Origin of the sequence: Allobosea sp. UNC402CLCol (assembly GCF_000745475.1) — a bacterium.
In the GTDB taxonomy this organism is placed as follows: Bacteria; Pseudomonadota; Alphaproteobacteria; order Rhizobiales; family Beijerinckiaceae; genus Allobosea; species Allobosea spartocytisi.
Genome location: NZ_JQJJ01000008.1, coordinates 1068859 through 1093508, shown reverse-complemented (window position 1 = coordinate 1093508; position 24650 = coordinate 1068859). Strand labels below are relative to the sequence as shown.

The window sequence follows — 24650 nt, the reverse complement described above, 5'->3', positions numbered from 1 at the left end:
AACCGACGACGGCGACAAGCCGCACACTGCGATCGACAAGGGATCTCAAGGGATGAACGCGCCAGTGAACACCGCCCGCCAGCTCGAATCCTACATCGCCGGAGATTGGGTCCGCGGCGCCGGCAAGGCCGTGCCGCTGCTCGATGCGGCGACCGGCGCCGAGGTCGCGCTGATCGACGCCAGCGGGCTCGACATGAAGCGCGCGCTGAACCATGGCCGCGAAGAGGGCGGCCCGGCGCTGCGCAAGCTCAGCTTCCACGAGCGCGCCCTGATGCTGAAGGCGCTCGGCCAGGCGCTGATGGAGGCGAAGGAGGAGTTCTATGCTCTCTCCACCGCCACCGGCGCGACGCGCACCGATAGCTGGATCGACATCGAGGGCGGCATCGGCACCTTGCTGTCCTATGCCTCGAAGGGCCGTCGCGAACTGCCGAACACGCGCGCCCTCGTCGACGGCGAGGTCGAGCCCCTGTCGCGCGACAATACGTTCTCCGGCCAGCACATCCTGACACCGCTGGAAGGCGTCGCGATCCATATCAACGCCTTCAATTTCCCGTGCTGGGGCATGCTGGAGAAGCTCGCGCCGACGCTGCTTGCCGGCATGCCAGCCATCGTCAAGCCGGCGAGCCAGACCGCCTATCTGACCGAATTGATGGTGCGCAGGATCATCGCGACCGGCATCCTGCCGGCCGGCGCGCTGCAACTGATCAGCGGCTCGGTCGGCGACCTGCTCGACCATGTCGATTGCCAGGATGTCGTCACCTTCACCGGTTCGGCTGCCACCGGCCGCAGGCTCAGGACCCATAAGGCGATCGTCGAGAACTCCGTGCGCTTCACCATGGAGGCGGATTCGCTGAACGCCGCCATCCTCGGACCGGACGCGGTGGCGGGAACCGAGGAGTTCGATCTCTTCGTCAAAGAGGTGGCCCGCGAGATGACGGTGAAGGCCGGGCAGAAATGCACGGCGATCCGCCGCGTGATCGCGCCGCGCGCCACAGTCGAGCCGCTGATCAAGGCGCTCGGTGAGCGCCTGGCCAAGACCGCGATCGGCAATCCCGGAGAGGAGGCGACGTGGATGGGGCCGCTCGCCAGCCTCGCCCAGCGCGACGAAGTTCGCGCCCGCATCGCCGATCTGCAAGGGGAGGCCGAGATCGTCGCCGGCGATCCCGCTCGCGCCGATCTCACGTCCGGTGATGCCGAGGCCGGCGCCTTCCTGAGCCCCGTTCTGCTCTATTGCGACAAGCCCGGCGGCGCCAAGGCCGTGCATGATGTCGAGGCCTTCGGGCCGGTCAGCACGATCATCCCCTACGAAACCTTGGAGGAAGCGGCAGAGCTCGCACGCCGCGGCAAGGGCAGCCTCGTCGCCTCGGTCTTCACCAATGACGCCGCCTTTGCCCGCGAGGCCGTGCAGGCGCTCGGCCCTTGGCATGGCCGCGTCATGCTCGGCAATCGCGTCAGCGCCAAATCCTCCACCGGCCATGGCTCGCCCTTGCCGGTCTTGGTCCATGGCGGGCCGGGCCGGGCCGGCGGCGGCGAGGAGCTCGGCGGCATGCGCTCGGTCAAGCACTATATGCAGCGCACCGCCGTCCAGGGCGCGCCCTGGCTCCTGTCGGAGGTCACAGGCCGCTGGATGCCGGGCGCGAAGACGCGCCGTGACGGCATCCATCCCTTCCGCAAGTCGCTGGCCGAGCTGGAGATCGGCGATCAACTCGTCACGGCGTCACGCGTCGTGACGCTGGAGGATATCGAGCATTTCGCGCATTTCACCGGTGATACCTTCTATGCCCATATGGACGAGGAGGCGGCAAAGGCGAACCCGTTCTTCGACGGTCGTGTTGCGCATGGCTATTTGATTGTATCGTTTGCGGCGGGCCTTTTCGTCGATCCGGCGCCAGGCCCGGTGCTCGCCAATTATGGTGTCGATGCGCTGCGCTTCCTGACCCCGGTCAATCCGGGCGACGCATTGCAAGTGACGCTGACCTGCAAGCAGATTAGCCCGCGCGAGACCGAGAGCTATGGCGAGGTGCGTTGGGACTGTGCGGTCAGCAACCAAGATGCCCAGCTCGTCGCGCAATATGACGTGCTGACCATGGTAGCGAAGAACTGGCCGGCGGCGTAAGTGCCGCCCGGTCGGGCCTATTTCAGCGTCGCCGCGCCGTCAAGGAACAGCGCAGTGACCATGTCGGCATAGCCTTCGCGACTCAGCGCGCCGCTGGGCCGGAACCATGTGTAGACCCAGTTCAGGATCCCGAAGAGCGACATGGTGACCGGCGTCACGCCGGCGCGGCTGTCCGCAAGGGCCGGGTTGATGTCGACCAGCACATCCGAGAACGCCTTGACGATGCGGCGCTCCATTTCGCGCAGCTCCAGCCGCTGGGCCTCGGTCAGGGAGCCGGTGCCGTTGAGCAGCACCTGATGGAAGTTGGAGGCCGTGCGGTAGTTCTCCAGCACTCCGCCGATCAGGTGGCGAAAACGCGCCCGTGGCGCAAGATCGGGCCGGTCGGCCTGGCTGATCGCCGCTTCCAGCTCGACGAGATGGGTGCGGCCGATATCGAAGATCAGCAGGTCCTTGCTCGGGTAGTAATGGTAGAGCAGCGCCTTGGAGACATTGTTCTCCTTCGCGATCTGCGCCATCGAGGCGCGCTCCATGCCGAGCTTGGCAAAGACGGCGGCGGCGCTGTCGAGGATGCTGCGCCGCTTCTCGTCGAAATCCGCAGCCCTGGTCCGGGCCATCGCCTGCTATCCTTTCGGCCTGTTGTCGACGACGCGCCGGGCCTTGCCGGCCGAGCGCTCGACCGAATCGGGGTCGCCGACCATCACTTTGGTGCTCACTCCCACCACGCTTTTGACGTGGTGCGCAAGCTCCCTCGCCGAGGCGGCGCGCGCGCCGGCATCGGCGGCGTGGGGCATGGCTTCGACACGCACGATCATGTCGTCCATCCGGCCGGCACGCACCAGCTCGATCTGGAAATGCGGAGCAAGGCCGCTGCATTTCAGCAATTGCTCCTCGATCTGCGTCGGGAAGATGTTGACGCCCCGCAGGATTATCATGTCGTCCGTCCGGCCGGTAACCTTATCGATCCGGCGCATCGCCCGCGCCGTGCCGGGCAAGAGCCGCGTCAGGTCACGCGTGCGATAGCGGATGATCGGCAGCGCCTCCTTGGTCAGGGAGGTAAAGACCAGCTCGCCTAGCTCGCCATCGGGAAGGACCTCGCCGGTCTCGGGATCGATGATCTCCGGATAGAAATGGTCCTCCCAGACATGCAGCCCGTCCTTGGTCTCGACGCATTCGCTGGCGACGCCCGGGCCGATCACCTCCGACAGGCCGTAGATGTCGACGGCGTGCATGTCGAAATCCTGTTGGATCTCCTCGCGCATCGCATTGGTCCAAGGTTCGGCGCCGAAGATGCCCACGGCAAGCGAGGATTTGCGGGGATCGAGACCCTGGCGACGGAACTCGTCGAGGATCGACAGCATGTAGGATGGCGTCACCATGATGATGCGCGGCTTGAAATCCTGGATCAGGCCGACCTGGCGTTCGGTCATGCCGCCGGAGATCGGGATCACCGTGCAACCGAGTTTCTCGGCACCGTAATGCGCGCCAAGGCCGCCAGTGAACAGGCCGTAACCATAGGCGACATGGCAGATATCGCCGGCCCGGCCACCCGCCGCCCGGATCGAGCGGGCGACGCAGGTCGCCCACATGGCGATATCGTTCTGGGTGTAGCCGACGACGGTCGGTTTGCCGGTCGTGCCGGAGGAGGCGTGAATGCGGGCGATTTTCTCGCGCGGCACCGCGAACATCCCGAACGGATAGGTGTCGCGCAGGTCTTTCTTCACCGTGAAGGGGAATTTCGCGAGATCGGACAGCGTCTTGAGGTCGCCAGGATGAACCCCGACCTTGTCGAAACGGGCCCGGTAATGCGGCGAATTGCGATAGGCATGCTCCAGCGTCGTCTTCAGCCGCTTGAGCTGGAGCGCCGAAATCTCGTCGCGGGAGGCCGTTTCGATGGGGTCAAGATCGCCCGGCCGGGGCGAAAGGTCTTCCATATGCTTCCTCCGCTTCTTGGCGGCCGCCTCGTTCAGCCTGTTTGGGCGATGGGCGTGCCTTTGATGGTGCGGGAGTGGCCGCGGAATTCCGCGACATGCTCGCCGTTCTGGTTGGTCACCTTGATATCGTAGATGCCGCCGCGGCCGATGCGCGAGACCTCGCGGGCGGCGGCGGTCAGTCGATCACCCTCGAAGGCCGGGCGCAGGAACGTCACCGAGCAGTGCTGCGCGACGGTGTTCTGGTTGTAGCTGTTGCAGGCGAAGGCGAAGGCCGAATCCGCCAGGATGAAAATATAGCCGCCATGGCAGGTCTTGTGACCATTGGTCATGGCGGCGGTGACGGTCAGGGACAAGGTCGCTGCGCCTGGGCGGGCTTCGTCGAGGCTCATGCCGAGGCTGCGGGAGGCGAGATCCCTGTCCCACATCACCTGCGCGACAGCGCGGGCGAGCGCGTCGGAATCGGAAAAATCGAGACTCATCGCCCGGAGAACGCGGGCTGGCGTTTGTCGAGGAAGGCCAGAACGCCCTCGGCATAGTCAGCGCTTTGCCCGGCGCGGCGCTGCAGATCGCGCTCGAGATCGAGCTGCTGGTCGAGCGTGTTCCCGGCCGAAGCCTGGAGCGCCTGCTTGATCAGCCCGAGCCCGAAGGTTGGGCCGGTGGCGAGCTTCTTGCCCAGCGCCTCGGCTTCGTTCATCAGCTCGGCGTCATCGACGACGCGCCAGATCAAGCCCCAGCTTGCGGCGGTCTCGGCCGTCAGCTGTTCGGCCAGCAAGGTCAGCGCCTTGGCGCGCGCTTCGCCGATCAGGCGAGCGAGGGTCCAGGTCCCGCCTGAATCGGGAACGAGGCCGATCTTGGAAAAAGCCTGGATGAACTTCGCCGAGCGGGCGGCAAGGACGATGTCGCAAGCGATCGCGATATTGGCGCCTGCACCGGCAGCCACGCCGTTGACGGCACAGATGACCGGCTTGTCGAGGCTGCGGATCAGCCGCACGAGCGGATTGTAGAAGGTCTCGATGGTTCGGCCGAGATCGGGCCTCGTCTCTTTGCGCGGGTCGCGGTCGCCCAGGTCCTGGCCGGCGCAGAAGCCCCGGCCGGAGCCCGTCAGCAGCACCGCCCGGACGTCGTTGTCGTCATGGGCGCGCTGGAAACCGGCGCGCAGCGCCAAATGCATCTCGTCGTTGAAGGAATTCAGCTTGTCGGGACGATTGAGCGTCAGCCGCAGCAAGCCGTCGGCAAGCGCCACCTTGACTGTGTCGGACACGTTTCGTCCCTCCGCATCGTTGCGGCTTTTTTGCGCCGCTTCAAAAAAGCCTTGCATAGTCCGAACGGTCGGTCAATTATTAATCCAACAACGGCGCGAGCAGCCCAGCCGGATACACATGTCCGGCTCGTGGCTCAGCTTCATGCCTCAGGGGAAAACGCCGCCAGCGCTTTGAATTTTCAGCCGCGCGGGCGACGAGAGACGAAAACGCTTCGGCACGAAAGCGCTCGGGAACGCGGAGGAAACAATGAAGTTCGGACTTTTCGGCAGTGCGCTCGCGCTGTCGCTCGGCTTGGCGAGCCCTGCTTTCGCCGACATCAAGATCGGCGCCTCGGTCTCCGAGACCGGGCCGGCTTCCTCCCTCGGGGATCCCGAGGCCAAGACCCTCAAGCTGCTGGTCGACGAGATCAACGCCGCCGGCGGCGTGCTCGGCCAGAAGATCAAGCTCTTCCTCTATGACGATGGCGGCGACCCCAACAAGGCGCGCACTTTCGCCACCCGCCTGGTCGAGGACGACGAGGTTGTCGCGATCGTCGGCGGCTCGACGACCGGCACGACCATGTCGATCATCTCGGTTGTCGAGAATGCCAAGATCCCGTTCATCTCGCTGGCGGGCGCGATCGAGATCGTCGATCCCGTCAAGCCCTTCGTCTTCAAGACGCCCCATACCGACCGGATGGCCTGCCGCAAGATCTTCGAGGACATGAAGGCCAAGGGCTTCACCAAGATCGCCCTGATCTCCGGCTCCGACGGCTTCGGCGCCTCGATGCGCAAGCAGTGCCTGCAGGTCATCGGCGAGTTCGGCATCACCGTATCGGCCGAGGAGACCTATGGTCCCAACGACGCCGACATGACGCCGCAGCTCACCAATATCCGCTCCAAGGCGGAGGTGCAGGCGATCCTCAATCCCGGCTTCGGCCAGGGGCCGGCGATCGTCACCCGCAACTACGGCCAGCTCGGCATCAAGACGCCGCTCTACCAGTCGCACGGCGTCGCCTCGAAGAGCTTCATCGACCTCGCCGGCCCGGCTTCGGAGGGCGTGCGCCTGCCCGGCACCGCCGTGCTCGTCGCCAACCTCTTGCCGGCGAGCGACCCGCAGAAAGCCATCGTCTCCGCCTATACGGGCGCCTATCAGGCGAAGTTCAATCAGCCCGCATCCACCTTCGGCGGATACGCGCATGACGGCCTGCGGCTCCTGGTCGACGCCATCAAGCGCGCAGGCAGGGCCGACCCGAAGGCGATCCGCAACGCGCTGGAGAACACGAAGGGCTTCGTCGGCGTGACCGGCACCTTCAACATCGCGGCAACGGACCATCTCGGCCTCGACCTCTCCGCCTTCCGCATGCTGGAGATCAAGGGCGGCGATTGGGCGCTGGTGCAGTAAGCGAAGAGCGCTAGGGGCCTGCGATCGTCGAGCGGTGCCCTTTCCCGTCATGGCCGGGCCTGTTCCGACCATCCACGTCTTCCGTCGGGCAAGGCGGTGTTCGAGACGTGGAAGCTCGCCGCATGGGCGAGCATAGCGGGCTGAAACGGTGATCGGCCACAGGGAGCCCAGAGTGCCCGAACTTCTCCAATATCTGTTGTCGGGGGTGACGGTCGGTGCGGTCTATGCGCTCGTCGCGCTCGGCTTCACCCTGATCTACAACGCCTCCGACGTGGTGAACTTCGCGCAGGGCGAGTTCGTCATGCTCGGCGGCATGATCACATTCTTCGCCTGGCAAGCCGGCGTGCCGCTGCCGCTGGCCGCCCTGCTCGCCATCCTTGCCGCTGCGGCCATCGGTGTGCTCCTCAACAAGCTGGCGATCGAGCCGGCCCGCGGCGCCCCTGTCGCCAGCCTGATCATCATCACCATCGGCGCCTCGATCTTTCTGCGCGGCGGCGCCCAGCTCGTCTTCGACAAGCAGCTCCATCGCTTCCCGAGCTTCTCCGGCGACGATCCGCTCCGGGTATTCGGCGCGACGATCCTGCCGCAGAGCCTTTGGGTCATCGCGGGGGCGGTCGCGATCTTCCTCGCGCTCTGGCTGTTCTTCGCCCGCACCTTGACCGGCAAAGCGGTGCTCGCAACCGCCAATAACCGCATCGCGGCAAGCCTCGTCGGCATCAACCCCAACCACATGATGACGCTGAGCTTCGCCGTCTCGGCCGCCATCGGCGCGCTGGCCGGCGTGCTGGTCACGCCGATCACCCTAACCAGCTACGACCTCGGCGTCGCGATGGCGTTGAAGGGCTTCGCAGCCGCCATGCTTGGCGGCATGGGCGTTCCGGCGGGTGCTCTCGTCGGCGGCCTGCTGCTCGGGCTGATCGAGGCACTCACCGCCGGCTATGTCTCGTCCGTCTACAAGGACGCCGTCGCCTTCGTGCTCATCCTCGCGATCCTGTTCATCAGGCCTCAGGGCCTGTTCGGGCGCGGGACGATGGACCGGGTATGACGATGCGCCTGTCCCGCAAGCATCTCACCCTCATCGTGCTCGCCGCGCTGGTCGCGCTGGCGCCGGCCTTCTTCCCGTCGAACTTCTACTACCGCATCGGCTCGCTGATCTTCGTGAACGGTCTTGCCGTCACCGGCCTCGTCGTTCTCATCGGCTTCGCCGGCCAGATCAGCCTCGGCCATGCCGGTTTCGCCGGCATCGGCGCCTATGCCTGCGCGCTGGCGCCGGGCTATCTCGGCCTGCATCCCGGCCTCGCCATGCTGGGGGGAGCAGGGCTCTCAGGGGTTGTCGCGTGGCTGATCGGCCGCCCGATCCTGCGGCTCAAGGGCTATTATCTCGCTGTCGCCACCCTCGGCTTCGGAATCCTGGTCTCGATGGTGCTCGCCAACGAAGCTGGGATTACCGGCGGCCCGGATGGGCGCGAGGTCGCCGAACTCGGCCTGCGCAGTGCGCTCGCCGCCATAGGGATCGGCCTGAACAACGCCCAGTTCTGGTACGCCGCCACCGGCCTGTCGATGCTGGCCGGCGCCTGGGTCGCGCTCAACCTGCATGACAGCCCGTCGGGGCGTGCCTTGCGCGCCTTGCATGATTCCGAGGTCGCCGCCCGCACCGTCGGCGTCGACGTCGCCCGGCTGAAGCTCCAGGCCTTCGTGATCTCGGCGGTCTACGCGTCGCTCTCCGGCTCGCTGCTCGCGCTGATGAACCGCTTCATCACCCCGGATGTCGCCGGCTTCCTGCATTCGGTCGAGCAGGTGACGATGACGGTGTTCGGCGGCGTCGGTTCGGTGCCGGGCGCGATCCTCGGCGCGGCGGTGCTGACGCTGCTGCCGCAGGCGCTCACCGTGCTGCAGCAATATGAGAACCTCATCCTCGGCCTGATCATGATGCTGGTGATGATCTTCATGCGTGACGGGCTTTTGCCCTCGCTGATGCGGCGCCTGAAGGGGAGGGAGTGATGACGCTCCTTTCGGTCGAGGGTGTTGGCATCGATTTCGGCGGCCTGCGGGCGGTCAATGATGTCGGCTTTTCGGTTTCGCCGGGTGAGATCGTCTCGATCATCGGCCCCAATGGTGCGGGCAAGACCACGCTGTTCAACATGATCTCGGGTGTCTACCGGCCCCAGCGCGGCAGAATCGCGCTGGACGGCACGGACGTCACCGGCATGGCGCCGAACCGTCTCGCTGAACGCGGCCTGTCCCGCACCTTCCAGAACCTGCAGATCTTCCAGCGCATGAGCGTGCTGGAGAACGTCATGACCGGTTGCCACCTCCGGGAGCGCGGGCCGGTCCTCGGCGATCTCCTCAGCCTGCCGTCCTCGCGCCGCCGCAGTGCCGCGACCAGCGCCCGTGCAAACGCGCTGCTGGAGCGCGTCGGCCTCGCGCGCGCCGCCGAACGGGAGGCATCCTCGCTTTCCTATGGCGCGCTGAAGCGTCTCGAGATCGCGCGGGCGCTGGCGCTGGAGCCGCGCATTCTCCTGCTCGACGAGCCCGCAGCGGGCTGCAACGCGGTCGAGACCGAGGAAATCGACCATCTGATCGCCGAGGTCGCCAAATCCGGCGTCGCGATCCTGCTGGTCGAGCACGACATGAAAATGGTGATGCGCATATCCGGGCACATCGTCGTCCTCGATCGCGGCGAGAAGATCGCGGAAGGCGCGCCGGCTACCGTCTCGCGCAATCCCAAGGTGATCGAGGCCTATCTCGGCACGCAGGCGGCGGAGGCGGGCGATGCTGTCGGTTGAGGGGTTGCGCTCGCGCTATGGCCGCATCGAAGTCCTGCACGGCGTCGACCTGGAGGTCGGTTCGGGCGAGATCGTCACGGTCGTCGGTGCCAACGGAGCCGGCAAGACGACGCTGCTGCGCTGCATCTCCGGCGTTCAGCCGGCGAGCGGCGGCGCGATCATCTTCCGGGGCGAGGCGCTGAAGGCTATCCCCGCCCATCGCCGCGTGGGCTTAGGCCTCGCGCAGTCGCCGGAAGGCCGGCTGATCTTCACCAGCCTCACGGTGGAGGAGAATCTGCGGCTCGGCGCCTATCTCTATGCCGACGAACGCGTCGAGCGCGACATGGAAGATGCCTTCGCCATGTTCCCGATCCTCAGGGAGAAGCGCAATCTGCCGGCCGGCGGGCTCTCCGGCGGCCAGCAGCAGATGCTGGCGATCGGCCGCGCGCTGATGGCGCGACCTGCCTGCCTGCTGCTCGACGAGCCGAGCATGGGCTTGGCGCCGATCCTGGTGGCGCAGATCTTCGATGTCGTGCGGAACCTGAAATCGCTCGGTGTCACCGTGCTGCTGGTCGAGCAGAACGCCTACGCAGCCCTGCGGATCGCCGATCGAGGCTATGTCATGGAGACCGGTCGCATCGGTCTCTGCGGACCCGCCGAGGAATTGATCGCCGATCCGCGCATCCGCGAGGCCTATCTGGGTATCTGAGATGGCGCTCATCACGATCGACTGCGTCACGGGGACCACCAAATATGCCGTGCTGTCCGAATAGCTCGGGCCACGAGGAGACAAGACACGCAGGCGATCACTCCGGAGACGCCGTCCCCGCTCGTGATCGTTCCGACGACAGCACGGAGAGCCAGATCGGGGTCTTCCAGTTCCGGGGCGCCCGGGATGATCATTCAACGGCCTCCTGCGTGCCGGTGCCTGACTTCGGCGATCGCCCCGCGAATGGATGATTGTTGTTGAGGCTATGGCCTGGGACCTGCTGATCCCCGTGGATGAGAAGCCTCATGCGCCGTGTCCTGACCTCAATCGCATTGGCGAAGCGACCTGATCCTGAATCCGATCTAGCAGGTCTTCGAACAGGTGTTTCGCGACACCGCGTCAGAGATTTTCGATGGTGGGCCAATGTATTCGGAGGCGGAGAAAGAGCCTTGACGCCAGAGGCTGTCTACTGGGTCGCACGAGCCCGTGCGGGTGATGGGCAAGGTGCGAGCGACCCCCTCGTGTCAGAACAAGAAAGCGGGCCGTTGGCCCGCTTTTGATTGTTGTCGCTCGGGAGCCGAGGCGCGATGGGCACGTCACTTCTGGTTTGCGGCCTTTTCGATGAAGTCTGCGACGACCTTGGGCTTTGAGACATAGACGGCGTGGCTGCCCTTGGTCTCCGCGACGGTCGCGCCGGCGCGCTTGGCCATCTGGCGCTGGGCCGGGGGCGGGATCATGTGGTCGTCGGTGGCGACGAGATAGTAGCTGGGCTTGACCTTCCAGGCCGGGTTGGTGACGGCGCCGCCGGCAGCCGCGACGTTCCAGGGCACCTGCGAGTCGGCCATGAAGGCGGCGGTCTTCGCGTCGACATCGGCGGCGAAGGAGGCGGCGAACTTCGCCTTGTCGAGCATGAGGAAGCCGTCGACCGGTGGCAGGATCGGCGGGACGGGGGCGCCTGCGGGCGGGTTGGCGATCAGGGACATCACCGACTCACCGGCATCCGCTGCGAAGGCGGCGATATAGACGACAGACTTCACCTTCGGATCGGTGCCGGCCTCGCTGACGACGACGCCGCCATAGGAATGGCCGACGAGTACGACCGGGCCGTCCTGCTGGGCGATGGCGCGCTTGGTGAAGGCGACGTCGTCGGCGAGCGACGTGGTCGGGTTCTGGACGATGGTGACGTTGTAGCCCTTGGCCTTGAGGGCGTTGTAGACACCCTGCCAGCCGGAGCCGTCGACGAAGCCGCCATGGACGAGGACGATGTTCTTGACGGCGGGGGCGGCCTGGGCGGAGGTCAGCGAGACGGTGGTGGAGAGGGCAAGCGCAGCGGCGGCGAGGATGGACTTGGTCATGGCGGGCTCCTTGGGTTAATCTGTTCGCGGCAATCATTATCGCGATAATCAATATCTACCCGCAAGCTCGGGGCTTGTAAAGCGCTTTCTTTATCGCGATATCATTTTTCTCGACAGCGACACGCCAGCCCGATTCCGGAGACCGCCATGACCGATGCCCAGAATCCTCCCGCCGCGCCTGCACCCGCGGGGCCGACGCTGCCGCTCGACGGCCAGCTCTGCTTCTCGATCTATTCGGCCTCGCTGGCGATCCAGCGGGTCTACAAGCCGATGCTCGATGCGATGGGCGTGACCTATACGCAGTATCTCGTTCTCAGCACGCTATGGGAGCGGGACGGGCTGACGATCGGTGCGATCGCCGAGCGGCTGGCGCTGGAGCCGAGCACGATCACGCCGGCGGTGAAGCGCCTGGAGGCGGCGGGCTTCCTCGCGCGCCGGCGCAGCACCACGGACGAACGGCTCGTCGAGGTGCACCTGACCCAACAGGGCCGGGAGCTCCACCCAAAGACCGCCTGCCTCACCGACGCCCTGCTGCGAAACTCAGGCTTCGAGATTCCCCAGATGATCGCGCTCAACCGAACCGTACAGGACCTCCGACAAGGTATGCGCAAGGCCGTCGGCGATAGCGGCGCGGTTCCTGCCGACAGCGAGTGAGCCGGAGCCCCGGGAGAATCGGATGGTCAAAACGGACTTGGCGCGCCGGGCAGGTCAGGCCGCATCGGGTTGACGGGATCGACGCAGCAGGTGACGCCGGAAATCGCGGTCGCTGCGGCCGGCACCTCGATCGTGCTGCTGGCGCCATTGCCGCTGTTCGCGCGCTGGCTCCAGATCCTCCCCTTGGGAGATGCGACCGCGGCTGGCATTGGCGTCGCTATCAAGCCGGCCAAGACTTGGCTCGTGATCTTCGCCTCGCTGCTGACGGGGCTGCGACGCTGATCGTCGGGCCGGTCAGCTTCATCGGCCTGATGGCACCGCATCTGCCGCGGATGCTCGGCCTGCGCTGCGCCGAGACCCATCTCGCCGGTGCGGTGCTGGTCGGGGCGCTGCTGCTGGCGATGGCTGATTGGCTGCCGCGGCTGGTGTTCTTCCCGTCGGAGCGCCGCCCTATCTGGTCTGGACGCTGGTAAGGGAACCGGCTCGCTAGGACTTGGAAACCAGCGTCCACCGACTGCAGACGAGACAGCGCCACAATGTCGGCCTCGGCAGCAGACGCTCCAACTGCTCGAAATGCGCCATTAACGGCCTCTGGATTGGTAGCCGAAAGCAGACTCAATGGCAGCAGTGACGCCTGTTCCGTCATGACCTGTCGTGGAGAGCGTGGGCGTCCGCCAACGTCTCGAGACGGTAGATATCTCTCGCGGTGTCGCAGAACAGCGCCGATCTGTCTTCGTCGGGAAGGCTGGCCGTCAGGCGCTTGAAGGCGTTCCAGCCTGTGGCGCAGGCATAGGAGCCGCGGTCCACAGGTGTGTTGCTTTCGAGCATGCAGCGCTTCGGTCCGAAGGCCTCGACCGCGGTTTCGACATAGGGCCGCCACGTCTCCGCGAGCAAGGCCGAAGCGGGCGGTTGCTCGCCCTGATCGAAGCCGAACCCGTTGATCCGCATCCCGAGGCCACCGACCTTGGCGACGACGTTCGGGCAGCGGGCGAGGTCGCGGATCGCGCGCGCCCAATCCTGAAACAGCTCATCGCGCCGTCCCCGATAGGCGCCGGCGCCGAGGATGCCGCCGAGATGGTTCAGCACGATCACCGTCTCCGGGAAGGCCTGCGCCAGCGCCGTCAATTCGTCGATCTGCGGCTGGAAAAGCCAGGCGTCGAAGCTGAGACCCAGCGGCGCGAGCCGGGCGAAGCCTTCGCGGAATCGAGCGTCTCCGAGCAGGCCGGGCGGGCCGGCGCTGAGCGGATTCATCAGACTGGAATCCGCATCCCAGACCGTGATGTGGCGGATGCCACGGAACCGGCCGCGCCCCTTCTCGATATGCGCTAGCAGGACGTCTTCGACTGCAGCGCCGAGGCCAAGGTCGGCGTGGCCGACGATGCCGGCGCACAGCGCGGGTTCATCTGGGCCGAGCCGCTCGGCTTCGGCCGCGATATAGGCGGTCTCACCGACCGGGCGCAGATGCGGTGGCAGGGCCAGGTCATAGCCGGTCTGACATTGCATGAAGACAGAAGCGACGATGCGGTGGCCGCTCGCGGTGAGCTCCGTCTTGTAGTCATCCATCAGAAAGCGCCAGCCCGGCCGGCTCCAGAGATGATGATGGGCGTCGACGATCGGCAAATCGGGTTCGAGCGCAGCCTCCGGCGCCAGTGCCAACCAGTCGGGCCGGACGGGCAGATAATTGATGACCGGAGCGCTCATGGCTCGCGGACAGGCACGGGCCGCCTTGCCGGCCCGTCATAGCGATAGGCGAAGCTGCGCGGGATCGGCCCCTTGTTGCGCTCGCCCCGCCCGCTCTGTTCCCAGGCATGGGCGAGGATGCCGACCGCCCGCGATAGGCAGAACACGCCGCGCGCCAGCGGTGCGGCGAAGCCAAGCTCGCCATAGATCACCGCGGTGGCGCCATCAATGTTCATCGGGATCAAGCGCCCCTTGCGCTGCTCCAGGCAACGCTCGACGGCGCGCGCGGCGGCAGCGTAGCGGCCGGTGATGCCGCCCTGGCCGACCGCGGCATCGACAAGCGCCAGCAGGCGGCCGGAGCGCGGATCGACCGGGTGGAAGCGATGGCCGAAGCCGGGCAGGTACTTTCCGCGCTTGGCGGTGAAGGCGTCGATTGCGGCGGCCGCCGCATCGTCCAAGCCGGCGCCCGCCTCGCATCGCGCCAGCAGGTTGTCATAGAGTTCGAGCGCCTGCTCGCCCGCCCCGCCATGCACGTCGTCGAGCGTGTTGAGCGCCGAGGCCAGCACTCCGTTGAGCGGCAGCCCGCAGGACACCGCCATCCGCGAGATCGCGATCGAGGGCGCATGCGGACCGTGGTCGACTGAGGCGACGAGCGCGGCCTGAAGCAAGCTCTCCTGCTCCAGGCTCGGCAGCTCGCCGCGCAGCATCAGCCAGATCATCGACGGGAAGGAGACGGCGCCGATCAGCTCCTCGATCGGATAGCCGCGAAAGGCGATCCGCCCCGGCGCGATGTCGGCGATCGCGGTCGACCAGTAATCCGCGATTCGATCGCGATCGGAGGACAAGATTTCGACGCTCATGCCGCGCTCCTCTGTCGTTCGCAGCCGACGACCCCGCGCGCGACCAGGCTCTCGATCTCGTCCTCGCCATAGCCGAGGCGCCGCAGCCACGCGGCCGTGTCCGCCCCCAGCGCCGGCGGTTGTGTCGGCGGCGGGAAGGGCTCGTCGAGCAGGAAGCCCGGCCGGGTCACGCGCAGCGGGCGGCCGCCGCGGCCCTTGGCATCGACCGGCTCGACGAAGGCGCGACCTGTGACCTGCGGCTCCGCCATCACCTCGGGCACCGAGAGGACGCAGCCGGCCGGGACGCCGGCGGCGTTCATCAGGCGCTCCCACTCACGGGCCGGACGGGCACTGAGCGCCTGTTCGAGCGCCTCATTCAGCGCCCGGCGATTGTCCTTGCGGGCCTGGCGGGAGGCGAAGCGCGGATCCTCGATCAGCGCGGGCCGTTCGACCAGCCGGCAGAGCGCCTCATATTGCTTCTGCTCGTTGGCGGCGATGTTGAGCGGCCCGTCGGCCGCCCGGAAGGTTCCGGACGGGGCGGCGGTGAAGTTCTCGTTGCCGATCGGGCGCGGATCGACATCGGCGTTGAGATGGTTCGAGACGACCCAGCCCATCGCGGCCAGCGTCGCTTCGAGCAGGGAGACGTCGATGAAGCGACCCCGGCCCGTCTGTTTCTGGTCGACCAGTGCCGCCGAGATCGCGAAGGCGGCGGTCAGGCCGGAGATTGTATCGGAGATCGGAAAGCCGGTGCGCAGCGGCGCGCTCTCCGCATCGCCGGTCACGCTCATCACGCCGGAAAGGCCCTGCACGATCTGGTCATAGGCCGGCCGCCCCGCCCAGGGCCCAGTCTGGCCGAAGCCGGAAATGGCGCAATAGACCAAGCGAGGATTGACCTGCGCCAGCGCCTTATAGGCGAGGCCGAGCCGGTTCATCACGCCGGGGCGGAAATTCTCCAGCACGACATCGGCGGTTGCGACCAGCCGCAGGAAGATGTCGCGGCCCTCCGGCGCCTTGAGGTCGAGCGCGATCGACTGCTTGTCGGCATTGACCGCGACGAAGGACAGGCCGGAGAGGCGCGCCGCCATCTCGGGATCGGCGCCGAGCTTGCGGGCGAGGTCGCCGCCATCCGGCTTCTCGATCTTGATCACCTCGGCACCGAGGCGGGCGAGGTTGTAGCCGCAGAAGGGACCGGCGAGCACGTTCGAGAGGTCGAGCACGCGCACGCCCGCAAGTGGCATCGTCATCGTCTGTCTCCGATCGCGCGGGATCACTGGCCGAGGCGCTTGGCGGCTTCGTCGGCGAACTTGTTGGTGTAGGTCCTGGAAAGGTCGATGCCGGCGGCGGCGATCGCCGGGTCATAGGCGGTGAGCACCGCGAGCGGAGTCTTCAGGGTGTCTGGCGAAAAGCGGCCATCCCTGGAGAACAGCCCGGTCGAGGCGCGCATGATCTCGATATTGAGCGCGCGGTCGTCGAGCTTGTAGGCCGACGGGATCGCGTCGACGACGGTCTCCGGGCTGTTGGAATGGATCCAGCGCACGGTCCGCAGCAGGGCGTCGGCGAGGCGCTGCACGGTTTCCGGATTCTTGTCGATATAGCTCTGGTTCAGATAGAGGCAGGCGGTCGGATAGACACCGCCGAAGGCCTTCTTCGAGCCCTCCTCGGTGCGGCCGTCGAACAGGATCTTCACCGCGTTCTTGCGGGTCAGGATGGTCGCGGTCGGGTCGTAGAAGCCGAGCACGTCGACGGCCTTGCTTTCGAGCGCCTTCATGCCCGGCGCGCCGCTGCCGACGCCGATGAACTCGACGTCGCGGGGGCCGAGCCCGCTGACCTTGGCGTAGTAGCGGGCGATCATGTCGGTCGAGGAGCCCGGCGTGGTGACGCCGATCTTCATGCCCTTCAGGTCGGCGCCGCTCTTGACCTTGTCGGCCAGATCGGCGCGGACGCCGAAGACGATCCCGGGCACGTCGTTGAGCAGGAAGACGCAGGAGATGTCCTTCTTCTTCGCCTGCATCTGGATGGTATGGTCGTAGAAGCCGACCACGCCGTCGACGGAGCCGCCGACCAGTGCCTGCAGCGCCTTTGAGCCGCCGGCCTGGAAGTTCTGGATGGTGACGTCGAGCCCCTCCTTCTTGAAGTTCCCGAGGGAGTCGGCGAGCGCCAGCGGCATGTAGTTGAGGATGGCGGAGCCGACGGCGATGGTGATCGCCTTCTTCTCCGGCTCGGCGGCGCGGACGGCGCCGGCCGGGAGAAGGAATGCGAGGGCAAGGGCCGCGGCCCGGCTGGCGAACGCTGTCATCTGTTTCCTCCTGCGCGTGTCTGCGTGTCGTTGCGGTGCGGGTCAGGCATCGTCATGGGACGGGGCCGGACGCCAGACGAGGAGTCGCTTCTCCAGCCGGTCGACCGCGAGGTCGAGCAGCACGACGAAGACGGAGAGCACGACGATGCCGGCGAAGACGCCGGTGGCGTCCATCACGCCCTCGGCCTGGGCGATGATGTGGCCGAGGCCCATCGACGAGCCGAGATATTCGGCGACCACCGCGCCCATCACCGCCATGCCGACCGAGACGCGCAAGGAGGACAGGATCCAGCTCATCGCCGAGGGGATGTAGACATGGCGCAGCAGCGAAAGCTTGCTCGCCCGCAGCAGCCGGGCATTGGCCAGCACGACCGGATTGACCTCGCGCACGCCCTGATAGGTGTTGAAGAAGGCGATGAAGATCACGATCGTCATGCCGAGCGCGACCTTGGAGGCGAGCCCGAGGCCGAACCAGATCACGAAGATCGGCGCCAGCAGCACGCGCGGAATGGCGTTGAAGACCTTGATGATCGGCTGGATGACGTCGGCGGCGAAGCGCGACAGGCCAAGCCAGAGGCCGAGCGCCGTGCCGCCGGTAACGCCGAGCAGGAAGGACAGCACGGTCTCGAGCAGGGTGATGCCGAGATCGCCCCAGATATCGCCTTCCGCGAACCATTGCGCGATGCGCCCGAGGATCGCCGAGGGCGACGGGAAGAAGAAGGGGTCGATCAGGCCCGCCCTGGCGCCCGCCTCCCAGGCGAGGAAGAACCCGCCGACCAACGCGAGCCGGGTCAGCCTCACCTTGGTGCGGTAGGCCGAGGCCGCGCCGCGGCGCCGTGCCTCGATGGCCTCGTCGGAGGTGGTGGACCCGGCGGATGATGCCAGCGCGAGCGTCTGCGGCTTACTGGACGACATAGCTCTTCTCCACTTCGGCGCCGAGGAGGTTCCAGATCTCGCGGTAGAGGCTGACGAATTCGTCGGTGGTCGCGAGCGCGGAGACGTCGCGCGGCCGCGGCAGAGTGATCTCGACCTCGCCGACCACGCGGCTGGCGGGTCCGGCGGACATGACGACGACCCGGTCCGCCAGCGTGATCGCCTCGTCGAGGTCGTGGGTGATGAAGATCAGCGAGCGCCGGTCTGCCTGCCACAGATCGAGCAGGATGCGGTGCATCAGCCGGCGGGTGTGAACGTCGAGGGCCGAGAACGGCTCGTCCATCAGGACGATGCGCGGCTCCATGATCAGCGTCTGTGCCATGGCGACGCGCTTGCGCTGCCCGCCCGAAAGCTGGTGCGGATAGCGCTTCTCGAAGCCCTTCAGCCCGACGCGGGCGAGCCAGCCCTGTGCCTTGGCGCGGGCCTCATCCTTGGCGACCCCGCGGAAGATCAGGCCGAGCGCGACATTGTCCTCGGCGGTCTTCCAAGGAAGGATCGCCTCCTGCTGGAGCATGTAGCCACTGTCGCCGTTCAGGCCTTCGAGCGGCTTGCCGAACACCGCGACCTCGCCGGCGGCCGGGCGCAGCAGCCCGGTGACGACGTTGAGGATGGTCGACTTGCCGCAGCCGGTCGGCCCGACCACCGCGACGAACTCGCTGTCGCCCACTGTGAGATTCATGTTGCCGACGGCGGTGAAGGCGCCAAAGCGCACAGCGACGTCGTGCAGCCGGACGGCTGCTCTCTCCTCGGCCATTCGTTCCTCCTGACAGAACATCATTCTATTTTCTCCGCTACTAGGCGGAATCGAACACGTTCGTCAAGAGAGTTTCGCTTGTCAGAACGAATTAAATTGAAAAATACGGAGCTATTGCGCCACGAGGCAAATCGCGTTCTATTAGACAGAACGTTTGCAGCGATGAGGCCGACATGTCCGAAGCCGGAACCAAGCGTGAGGGCGTCGACGCGGTGGAGCGGGCGCTCGCCATCCTCACGGCCTTCACCGAGCAGGCACAGGAGCTCAGCCTGGCCGAGCTCGCCCGGCGCACCGGGCTCTACAAGAGCACGATCCTGCGGCTGGCGGCCTCGCTAGAGCACACCCGCTTCCTGACGCGCAGCAGCGACGGCACCTTCCGCCTCGGGCCCGAGCTTTGGCGGCTCGGCTCGCTCTATCGCCGCAGCTTCGATCTCGGCGAATATGTCCGGCCGACGCTGCGTGCGCTGGTCGAGGCGACGCAGGAGACGGCGTCGTTCTATATCCGCGACGGGGACCAGCGCATCTGCCTCTACCGGCTGAATTCGCCGCGCTCGGCCCGACACCATCTCGACGAGGGCGTGCGGCTGCCGCTGGGCCGCGGCGCGGCCGGGCGCGTGCTGCTAGCTTTCACCGAGCGTGGCGACGCTTCGCTGCAGGCAATCCGCGACGCGGGGCTGGTGGTCTCACGCGGCGAACGCGATCCGGAGGTAGCGGCGGTGTCCGCACCGGTGATCGACAGCGCCGGGCATCTGCGCGGCGCCCTCTCGCTCTCGACATTGATGAGCCGTTTCGACGAGGCAGCCGAGAGCAAGCTGGTGCAAGCCATCGTACCAGCGGCGAAGCATCTCGCGGCCCGGCTTCCGGCGGAATGAGAGGCTCCGGAGAAAACTGGAATGCCGAAAGCGGCCTAGCAAATATGCAAATAGCAAAAAACATCGCGGTGTTCGTGGAGCGCCAACAGCCGACGTCGAAGCTTGCCCTGAACCGGACATTCGTGATCGATCGGGATGAGTGCGCTTCTCAGCTGACCGTGGACGCTAGCGCCTCGCTCCACGCCACCTTAAGAGCGTGCCGAAAAGCGCTCTAGCACCGCAGTCAGGTTATGGCTTTCGCCCTGAGCCTCATCGAGCACGAGCCGACTCTCGAGATCGTCGAGATGCTCGCTCATCTGAGCGATCGCACCTGTCTTGTCCCCGCGAGCCACCGCTTCGATGATCTGACGATGATGATCGGCGCCGCATTGATCGCCGCTCTTCCGTCGGTATAGAGCGTCGACCAGCGAAATGCGGGCGAGAACTTTCTCCAGCAGTTCAAGCAGCACGGGATTCCCGCTGAGCCTGGCCAACTCTACATGAAAGCGGCCGGCGAGCCTGGACTTCGCAGCGGCGTCGGGAGCAGCGTGAACGCGCTCCTCCTCGATCGTGAGCTCCTCCAATGCGGCAATCCGTTTTGGGTCGGCGCGTTCGCAGGCACGCTCCAGCATCAGCAATTCGAGGCTACGGCGCGCCTCCAGAAGAGCACGCGCCTCCTCGATACCGGGCTCCGCGACGAAGGCGCCGCGGTTGCGCTTGCGTTCGACGATGTGATCGCGCTGTAGCACCGCGATGGCTCCGCGAACCACCGTCCGGCTGACGCCGAAATGCGCTCCGATCACGTCCTCCGGCAGCTTCATACCGGGACGCAGTGCGCCCTCGGCGATCGCTTCCGAGAGCGTGTCGCAGATGCGCACGACGACGTCGTCGCCAGAGAGGTCGCTGCCTCGCTCGTTCATTTGGCTTCCCTGATCGCCGTCCTACCTGCCGATCACAGATAGCTTCCCGTGGCATCAGGATACAGCCCATTTAATGCGCATTATGCTGAAACATGTGCAATCATAAATGGTTTCAATTTTGAAACCAGATAAGATTTTTGTTTTGATATCGCTATAAGAAGCATATTTTCTGATTTTATTTCAATATGTTAGATGTTTTCTCGCAAGGCTAAGCTGCCCATTGGCATGCGCCTTGCCAGACAGTCTTCAGAAATAGCAGAGAGACGAGCGCTCACGATCATTGCGGATGGTCAGGCGTTCGATCGCAAACGATCGGATGGCGCAGCATGTCGGTGGCGGCTGAGACGAACCTGGAGGCTTCTGCGCCGCGGCTCGGACAGCGGCTCGCTGTGGCAGGCCTCAGCCACGCCTATGCCGGGGCGGCAGCCATAGAAGATGTCGGCTTCGAGGTGCCGGCGGGAACGATTGCAGCGATCCTGGGACCAAGCGGCTGCGGCAAGTCGACCATGCTGCGCGTCATCGCCGGCCTCCTGCGACCAAACGCCGGCTCCGTGCGGATCGGCGAGCGCGATGTCACGAATATCCCCGCGCGCGAGCGCAGCGTCGGCATGGTCTTCCAGAATTATGCGCTCTTTCCGCATCTCACAGTGGCCGAGAACATCGCTTACGGTTTGTCGCGCATTCCGCGGGCGGAACGCCGCGAACGCGTCGATGAGATGCTCCGGCTGGTACGGCTCGCCTCGTTTGCGGATCGCCTGCCACGGCAGCTCTCCGGCGGTCAGCAGCAGCGGGTCGCGGTCGCCCGCGCTTTGGCGCCGAGCCCGGCGATCATGTTGCTCGACGAGCCCTTCGCGGCGCTCGATCGCGGCCTGCGCGCCGATCTCCAGTTCGAGTTCGTCCGGCTCCAGCGCAGCCTGGGCATCACCGCGATCATCGTGACGCACGACCAGGACGAGGCGCAGTCGGTCGCGGACCGGCTGATCGTCATGAACCGGGGCCGGGTCGAACAAACGGGCCGGCCGGCCGAGCTCTACGATCGTCCGGCGAGCCTGTTCGTCAACGGCTTCGTAGGCCACGCCTCACTGCTCGATGCCGTCGTCGAGGCGCAGGCCGGTGACGCCAGCCTGCTGCGGCTAAGCTCCGGCGCCGTGCTCCCGATGCCTGCTCAGGTCGGATTCGTGCCGGGTTCGCCTGTCGTCCTTGCGGTCAGGCCCGAGCACGTGACGCTTCAGGCCAGTCCATCCGCAGGCGCCCTGCCTGCGAAGCGCATGCTTTCCGTCCCCCAGGGACCGCTGATGATGCACGACCTTCTGGTCGCCGGCGCGCATCAGGTCCGCGCCGCCGAAAACCGCGTGCCCGGCGCTTCCACCGAGAACCTGCCGGAAGACGTCTTCGTGACCTTCGCTCTCGATCGCTGCCGCCTTTTCCCTGCTCCCTGACTCCCATCGGAAGGATCGCCGCCATGACCAGCCATCCGTTCAGCCGTCGTCGATTCACTGCCGGCCTCGCCAGCCTCCCGGCGCTGGGGCTGCTGTCGCCGCGATCCGCCCGCGCCGCAGGTTCCGTCGTCGCCGCGTCGTTTCCGAACGCCTGGGAGGACGCCTATCGCAAGATCGTCGCGCCCCTCGTCCAGGCACAGGGCACCGAGCTGGTGGTCGCACCCGCGCTGGCGCAGGACCAGCTCGCCAAGCTGCTCGCCAATCCCTCCAAGCCGCCCTTCGACGCACTCCTGATGTCGCCCGGCCAGACGGCTGAAGCGGCGTCGCATGGGCTCATCGAGAAGATCGATCCGTCGAAGCTGAAGAACTGGTCCAAGCTCGACGCCGCCGCGCGCACCGAATACGGGCCGAACGTCACCGTCGAGATCAACGGCATCGCCTATAATCCGAGCCTGGTTCCCAAGCCCGCCGGATACAAGGATCTCTTCGAAAACCGCGCCTATGACGGCAAGGTCGCCTGGATCGGCTTCGGTTCGAACACCGCGACCATGGCCTGGGTCGAGATCGCCAAGCTCTATGGCGGTAGCGAGGACGATATGGCGCCCGTCTTCGAGCTACTCGCCTCGCATCTGCCGAAGATCGGCGCCATTGCCAATAATGGCAGCCAGCAGATGACGATGTTCCAGCAGGGCGAGATCGCCGTCTTCATGGCCAGCACCGGCAATGTCGCGCGGCTCAAGTCGCTCGGCGTGCCCTGCGAATTCGTCCATCCCGTCAGCGGATCGCCCAGCGTCCCGGTGACGATCCATCTCGCCAAGGGCGCGGCCAATCCCGAGGGCGTCTACCAATACATGGACGCGGCGATCTCGGCAGAAGCCCAGTCCAAGCTCGCCCTGCCGCCGACCGAGATGATCCCGACCAACGCGGACGTGCCGCTTCCTCCCGGCATCAAGGCCTTCGTCTCCGACGAGCAGATGAAGACTCTCGTCTACCCCGATTGGGCGAAGATCAACGCCAAGCGCGCGGCCTGGACGGCCGAGTTCGACCGCGTCGTGCGCAAGTAACCGAAGGGGCGAGCGCAGGATGAACCGCAACGGACTGCCATTTCTGCTGCCCATGCTGGCACTGTCGCTGGCAGGGTTCCTCGTGCCGCTCGCCTTGCTCGGGGTTTTCAGCCTCGTCGACACCTCCGGCGCGCCGACGCTGGAGAATTATCGACGCCTGTTCGCCGACCCGTTCATCCTGAGCGTCCTCGTCGATACGCTGGCACTCGGCGTGAAGGTGGTCGCGCTGACGACGCTCATCGCCCTGCCGATCGTGCTGCTCTACTGGCACGCCGGCTCGAAGATGCGTCGCGTCATCGTCTTCCTGACGCTGCTGCCGATGCTGACCAGCAATGTCGTGCGCACCTTCGCCTGGATCGTCATCCTCGGCCGACTGGGGCCGATCAGCCAGGCGATGGTCGAGCTCGGCTTCTTCCCGGCTCCGCGCAGCCTTCTGTTCAATGAAATCGCGCTCGTCGTCGTGCTCGCCCAGATCGAGCTGCCGTTGCTCGTCCTGCCGGTGACCGCGGTGATGACGCGTAGCGACGGCAGCCTGGCCGCCGCAGCGGCAACGCTCGGAGCGGGGCCCTGGCGCATCCTGTCGACGATCCTGCTGCCGATGATGGCGCCGGGCATCCTCGCCGGCTGGGTGCTGGTCTTCGCGGGGGCGACAACCTCCTACGTGACCCAATCGGTCATCGGCGGCGCCCGGCTGATCTATCTGCCGCAGTTCGTCTATCGCGAGGTCGGCGTCCTCTTTCAATGGCCGTCGGCCGCCGCGGCCGCCTTCGTGCTGCTGGCGGCGACCAGCGTCGTCATGCTGGCGATGACGGCCGCCTCCCGCCATCCGAGGCTCGCCGGCCATGCTTGACGGCTCCCGTCCATCCGACTGGGCCTACCGGCTCTTCGTCTATGGCCTAGGCGGTCTCGCCATCGCCTTCATGATCGCCCCCGTCGCGGTCGGGCTCGCAATGTCGTTCACGGCAGGGCAGACGCTGAAGTTCCCGCCGGACGGACTCTCTTTGCGCTGGTACAGCGCCCTGCTCGACCCGGCGCAGTCGGCGCCGATCCACACAGCGATCCTTCACTCCGTGCAGATCGCCGTGCTGACGGTGCTCGGCGCCGTGCTGGTCGCCGCACCGGCCGCCTATGGCATCACCCGGCTGAAGCCCGCGGCCTCGGCGGCGATCGAGCCATTGATGCTCGCTCCGCTTGTGCTGCCGAGCCTCGTCTATGGTCTTGCGGCCCTGATCGCATCGGGGCGTGCAGGTCTGAGCCCTTCTTTCGGGCTGGTCGTTTGCGGCCACATCGTGGTGTTCGGTCCGCTGATGTACCGCGCCTGTGCGGCGATCACCCAGCGGCTGGACCCAAGCCTCGAGGAGGCCTCGGCGCTTCTTGGAACGGGCCCGCTGCGCACCTTCCTGCGCGTGACGCTGCCGCTCATGCTGCCCGGCATCCTGGCAGGGATGTTCCTCGTCTTCATGCAGTCGCTCGACAATGTGTCGGTGACGCTGTTCCTCGCCGATGCGCGTACCACGGTGCTGCCGCTGCGAATGTTCCAGATGATCGAGGAATCGCTCGATGTCCGGGTCGCCGCGATCTCCGGCCTGCTGATCGGCGCGGTTCTCCTCTGCCTCATCGTCTCCTGGCGAGCGCTCGAGTCCAAGCGCCAAGGCTAGGCCCACCTCACATTCAGTCTCCTGGAAGGATCACGCCCGTG

The 24650-nt window shown here is 66.2% G+C and carries 26 protein-coding genes; 14 read left to right on the top strand and 12 right to left on the bottom strand.

The annotated features are described in order from the left end of the window. Positions 1-52 precede the first annotated feature (52 nt). Complete coding sequence (gene paaZ, locus GY40_RS07255; RefSeq protein ID WP_038359820.1) at positions 53-2116, top strand: phenylacetic acid degradation bifunctional protein PaaZ; 2064 nt, start codon at positions 53-55, stop codon at positions 2114-2116. A gap of 17 nt (positions 2117-2133) precedes the next feature. Here paaZ and GY40_RS07250 read toward each other — a convergent pair whose 3' ends face one another. The 4 genes from GY40_RS07250 to paaG are packed head-to-tail and all read right to left on the bottom strand — an operon-like array spanning position 2134 to position 5365. Further along, positions 2134-2730 (bottom strand): TetR/AcrR family transcriptional regulator, encoded by a 597-nt coding sequence (locus GY40_RS07250; RefSeq protein ID WP_038359819.1) that lies wholly within the window; start codon positions 2728-2730, stop codon positions 2134-2136. A 6-nt stretch (positions 2731-2736) separates the two neighbouring features. Further along, entirely contained in the window at positions 2737-4047 is a 1311-nt protein-coding gene (gene paaK, locus GY40_RS07245; protein WP_038359817.1) for a phenylacetate--CoA ligase PaaK, read from the bottom strand. 32 nt (positions 4048-4079) lie between these two features. Beyond that, complete coding sequence (gene paaI, locus GY40_RS07240) at positions 4080-4526, bottom strand: hydroxyphenylacetyl-CoA thioesterase PaaI (RefSeq protein ID WP_038359815.1); 447 nt, start codon at positions 4524-4526, stop codon at positions 4080-4082. After that, on the bottom strand, positions 4523-5365 hold the full coding sequence (gene paaG, locus GY40_RS07235; protein WP_051987595.1) for a 2-(1,2-epoxy-1,2-dihydrophenyl)acetyl-CoA isomerase PaaG: 843 nt from the start codon (positions 5363-5365) through the stop codon (positions 4523-4525). The genes paaI and paaG overlap by 4 nt, the downstream gene beginning before the upstream one ends. Before the next feature lie 190 nt (positions 5366-5555). Here paaG and GY40_RS07230 point away from each other — a divergent pair, with 190 nt between their 5' ends. From GY40_RS07230 to GY40_RS07210, 5 genes are all read left to right on the top strand, one after another. Further along, entirely contained in the window at positions 5556-6692 is a 1137-nt protein-coding gene (locus GY40_RS07230; RefSeq protein WP_038359813.1) for an ABC transporter substrate-binding protein, read from the top strand. A 172-nt stretch (positions 6693-6864) separates the two neighbouring features. Next, positions 6865-7737 carry a branched-chain amino acid ABC transporter permease gene (locus GY40_RS07225; RefSeq protein ID WP_038359811.1) on the top strand — a complete coding sequence of 291 codons (873 nt, stop codon included), beginning with the start codon at positions 6865-6867 and terminating at the stop codon, positions 7735-7737. Beyond that, entirely contained in the window at positions 7734-8693 is a 960-nt protein-coding gene (locus tag GY40_RS07220) for a branched-chain amino acid ABC transporter permease (RefSeq protein ID WP_038359809.1), read from the top strand. Before GY40_RS07225 ends, GY40_RS07220 begins: the two co-directional genes overlap by 4 nt. Then, positions 8693-9478, top strand: coding sequence for an ABC transporter ATP-binding protein (locus GY40_RS07215; RefSeq protein WP_038359807.1), 786 nt, complete (start codon positions 8693-8695; stop codon positions 9476-9478). The genes GY40_RS07220 and GY40_RS07215 overlap by 1 nt, the downstream gene beginning before the upstream one ends. Further along, positions 9465-10166 carry an ABC transporter ATP-binding protein gene (locus GY40_RS07210; protein WP_038359805.1) on the top strand — a complete coding sequence of 234 codons (702 nt, stop codon included), beginning with the start codon at positions 9465-9467 and terminating at the stop codon, positions 10164-10166. The genes GY40_RS07215 and GY40_RS07210 overlap by 14 nt, the downstream gene beginning before the upstream one ends. A gap of 596 nt (positions 10167-10762) precedes the next feature. Here GY40_RS07210 and GY40_RS07205 read toward each other — a convergent pair. Beyond that, the gene (locus tag GY40_RS07205) at positions 10763-11521 is read right to left on the bottom strand and encodes an alpha/beta hydrolase (protein ID WP_051987594.1); all 759 of its coding nucleotides are present in this window, start codon (positions 11519-11521) and stop codon (positions 10763-10765) included. Positions 11522-11668: 147 nt separating this feature from the next. Here GY40_RS07205 and GY40_RS07200 point away from each other — a divergent pair, with 147 nt between their 5' ends. The 3 genes from GY40_RS07200 to GY40_RS26970 all read left to right on the top strand — a co-directional run bounded on the left by GY40_RS07200 (position 11669) and on the right by GY40_RS26970 (position 12648). Next, the gene (locus GY40_RS07200; RefSeq protein WP_051987593.1) at positions 11669-12175 is read left to right on the top strand and encodes a MarR family winged helix-turn-helix transcriptional regulator; all 507 of its coding nucleotides are present in this window, start codon (positions 11669-11671) and stop codon (positions 12173-12175) included. 69 nt (positions 12176-12244) lie between these two features. Continuing rightward, on the top strand, positions 12245-12457 hold the full coding sequence (locus GY40_RS07195) for an iron chelate uptake ABC transporter family permease subunit (protein ID WP_197062703.1): 213 nt from the start codon (positions 12245-12247) through the stop codon (positions 12455-12457). After that, entirely contained in the window at positions 12412-12648 is a 237-nt protein-coding gene (locus GY40_RS26970) for an iron chelate uptake ABC transporter family permease subunit (RefSeq protein WP_156115890.1), read from the top strand. Before GY40_RS07195 ends, GY40_RS26970 begins: the two co-directional genes overlap by 46 nt. Before the next feature lie 169 nt (positions 12649-12817). Here the strand turns inward: GY40_RS26970 and GY40_RS07190 are convergent, their stop codons facing one another. The 6 genes from GY40_RS07190 to GY40_RS07165 are packed head-to-tail and all read right to left on the bottom strand — an operon-like array spanning position 12818 to position 18677. Beyond that, on the bottom strand, positions 12818-13876 hold the full coding sequence (locus tag GY40_RS07190; RefSeq protein WP_038359801.1) for an amidohydrolase family protein: 1059 nt from the start codon (positions 13874-13876) through the stop codon (positions 12818-12820). Continuing rightward, complete coding sequence (locus GY40_RS07185; protein WP_038359800.1) at positions 13873-14715, bottom strand: citryl-CoA lyase; 843 nt, start codon at positions 14713-14715, stop codon at positions 13873-13875. The genes GY40_RS07190 and GY40_RS07185 overlap by 4 nt, the downstream gene beginning before the upstream one ends. Beyond that, a complete protein-coding gene (locus tag GY40_RS07180; protein WP_038359798.1) occupies positions 14712-15938 on the bottom strand; it encodes a CaiB/BaiF CoA transferase family protein in 1227 nt (408 codons plus the stop codon). The genes GY40_RS07185 and GY40_RS07180 overlap by 4 nt, the downstream gene beginning before the upstream one ends. A gap of 23 nt (positions 15939-15961) precedes the next feature. Then, positions 15962-16990: an ABC transporter substrate-binding protein gene (locus GY40_RS07175; protein WP_038359796.1), complete on the bottom strand. Its 1029-nt coding sequence runs from the start codon at positions 16988-16990 to the stop codon at positions 15962-15964. Between the two features lie 42 nt (positions 16991-17032). Then, complete coding sequence (locus GY40_RS07170; protein ID WP_051987592.1) at positions 17033-17905, bottom strand: ABC transporter permease; 873 nt, start codon at positions 17903-17905, stop codon at positions 17033-17035. Further along, on the bottom strand, positions 17892-18677 hold the full coding sequence (locus tag GY40_RS07165) for an ABC transporter ATP-binding protein (RefSeq protein WP_038359793.1): 786 nt from the start codon (positions 18675-18677) through the stop codon (positions 17892-17894). Before GY40_RS07165 ends, GY40_RS07170 begins: the two co-directional genes overlap by 14 nt. A 173-nt stretch (positions 18678-18850) precedes the next feature. Between GY40_RS07165 and GY40_RS07160 the strand changes: the two genes are divergently transcribed. After that, positions 18851-19549 carry an IclR family transcriptional regulator gene (locus GY40_RS07160; protein ID WP_038359792.1) on the top strand — a complete coding sequence of 233 codons (699 nt, stop codon included), beginning with the start codon at positions 18851-18853 and terminating at the stop codon, positions 19547-19549. A gap of 188 nt (positions 19550-19737) precedes the next feature. Here the strand turns inward: GY40_RS07160 and GY40_RS07155 are convergent, their stop codons facing one another. Further along, on the bottom strand, positions 19738-20448 hold the full coding sequence (locus GY40_RS07155; RefSeq protein ID WP_038359789.1) for a GntR family transcriptional regulator: 711 nt from the start codon (positions 20446-20448) through the stop codon (positions 19738-19740). A gap of 326 nt (positions 20449-20774) precedes the next feature. Between GY40_RS07155 and GY40_RS07150 the strand changes: the two genes are divergently transcribed. The 4 genes from GY40_RS07150 to GY40_RS07135 are packed head-to-tail and all read left to right on the top strand — an operon-like array spanning position 20775 to position 24609. Continuing rightward, on the top strand, positions 20775-21887 hold the full coding sequence (locus tag GY40_RS07150) for an ABC transporter ATP-binding protein (RefSeq protein ID WP_051987591.1): 1113 nt from the start codon (positions 20775-20777) through the stop codon (positions 21885-21887). A 23-nt stretch (positions 21888-21910) separates the two neighbouring features. Then, a complete protein-coding gene (locus GY40_RS07145) occupies positions 21911-22951 on the top strand; it encodes an extracellular solute-binding protein (protein ID WP_038359787.1) in 1041 nt (346 codons plus the stop codon). A gap of 19 nt (positions 22952-22970) precedes the next feature. Continuing rightward, positions 22971-23801, top strand: a complete 831-nt coding sequence (locus GY40_RS07140; RefSeq protein ID WP_038359784.1) for an ABC transporter permease — start codon at positions 22971-22973, stop codon at positions 23799-23801. Then, on the top strand, positions 23794-24609 hold the full coding sequence (locus tag GY40_RS07135) for an ABC transporter permease (protein ID WP_038359782.1): 816 nt from the start codon (positions 23794-23796) through the stop codon (positions 24607-24609). Before GY40_RS07140 ends, GY40_RS07135 begins: the two co-directional genes overlap by 8 nt. The last annotated feature ends 41 nt before the right edge of the window (positions 24610-24650 follow it).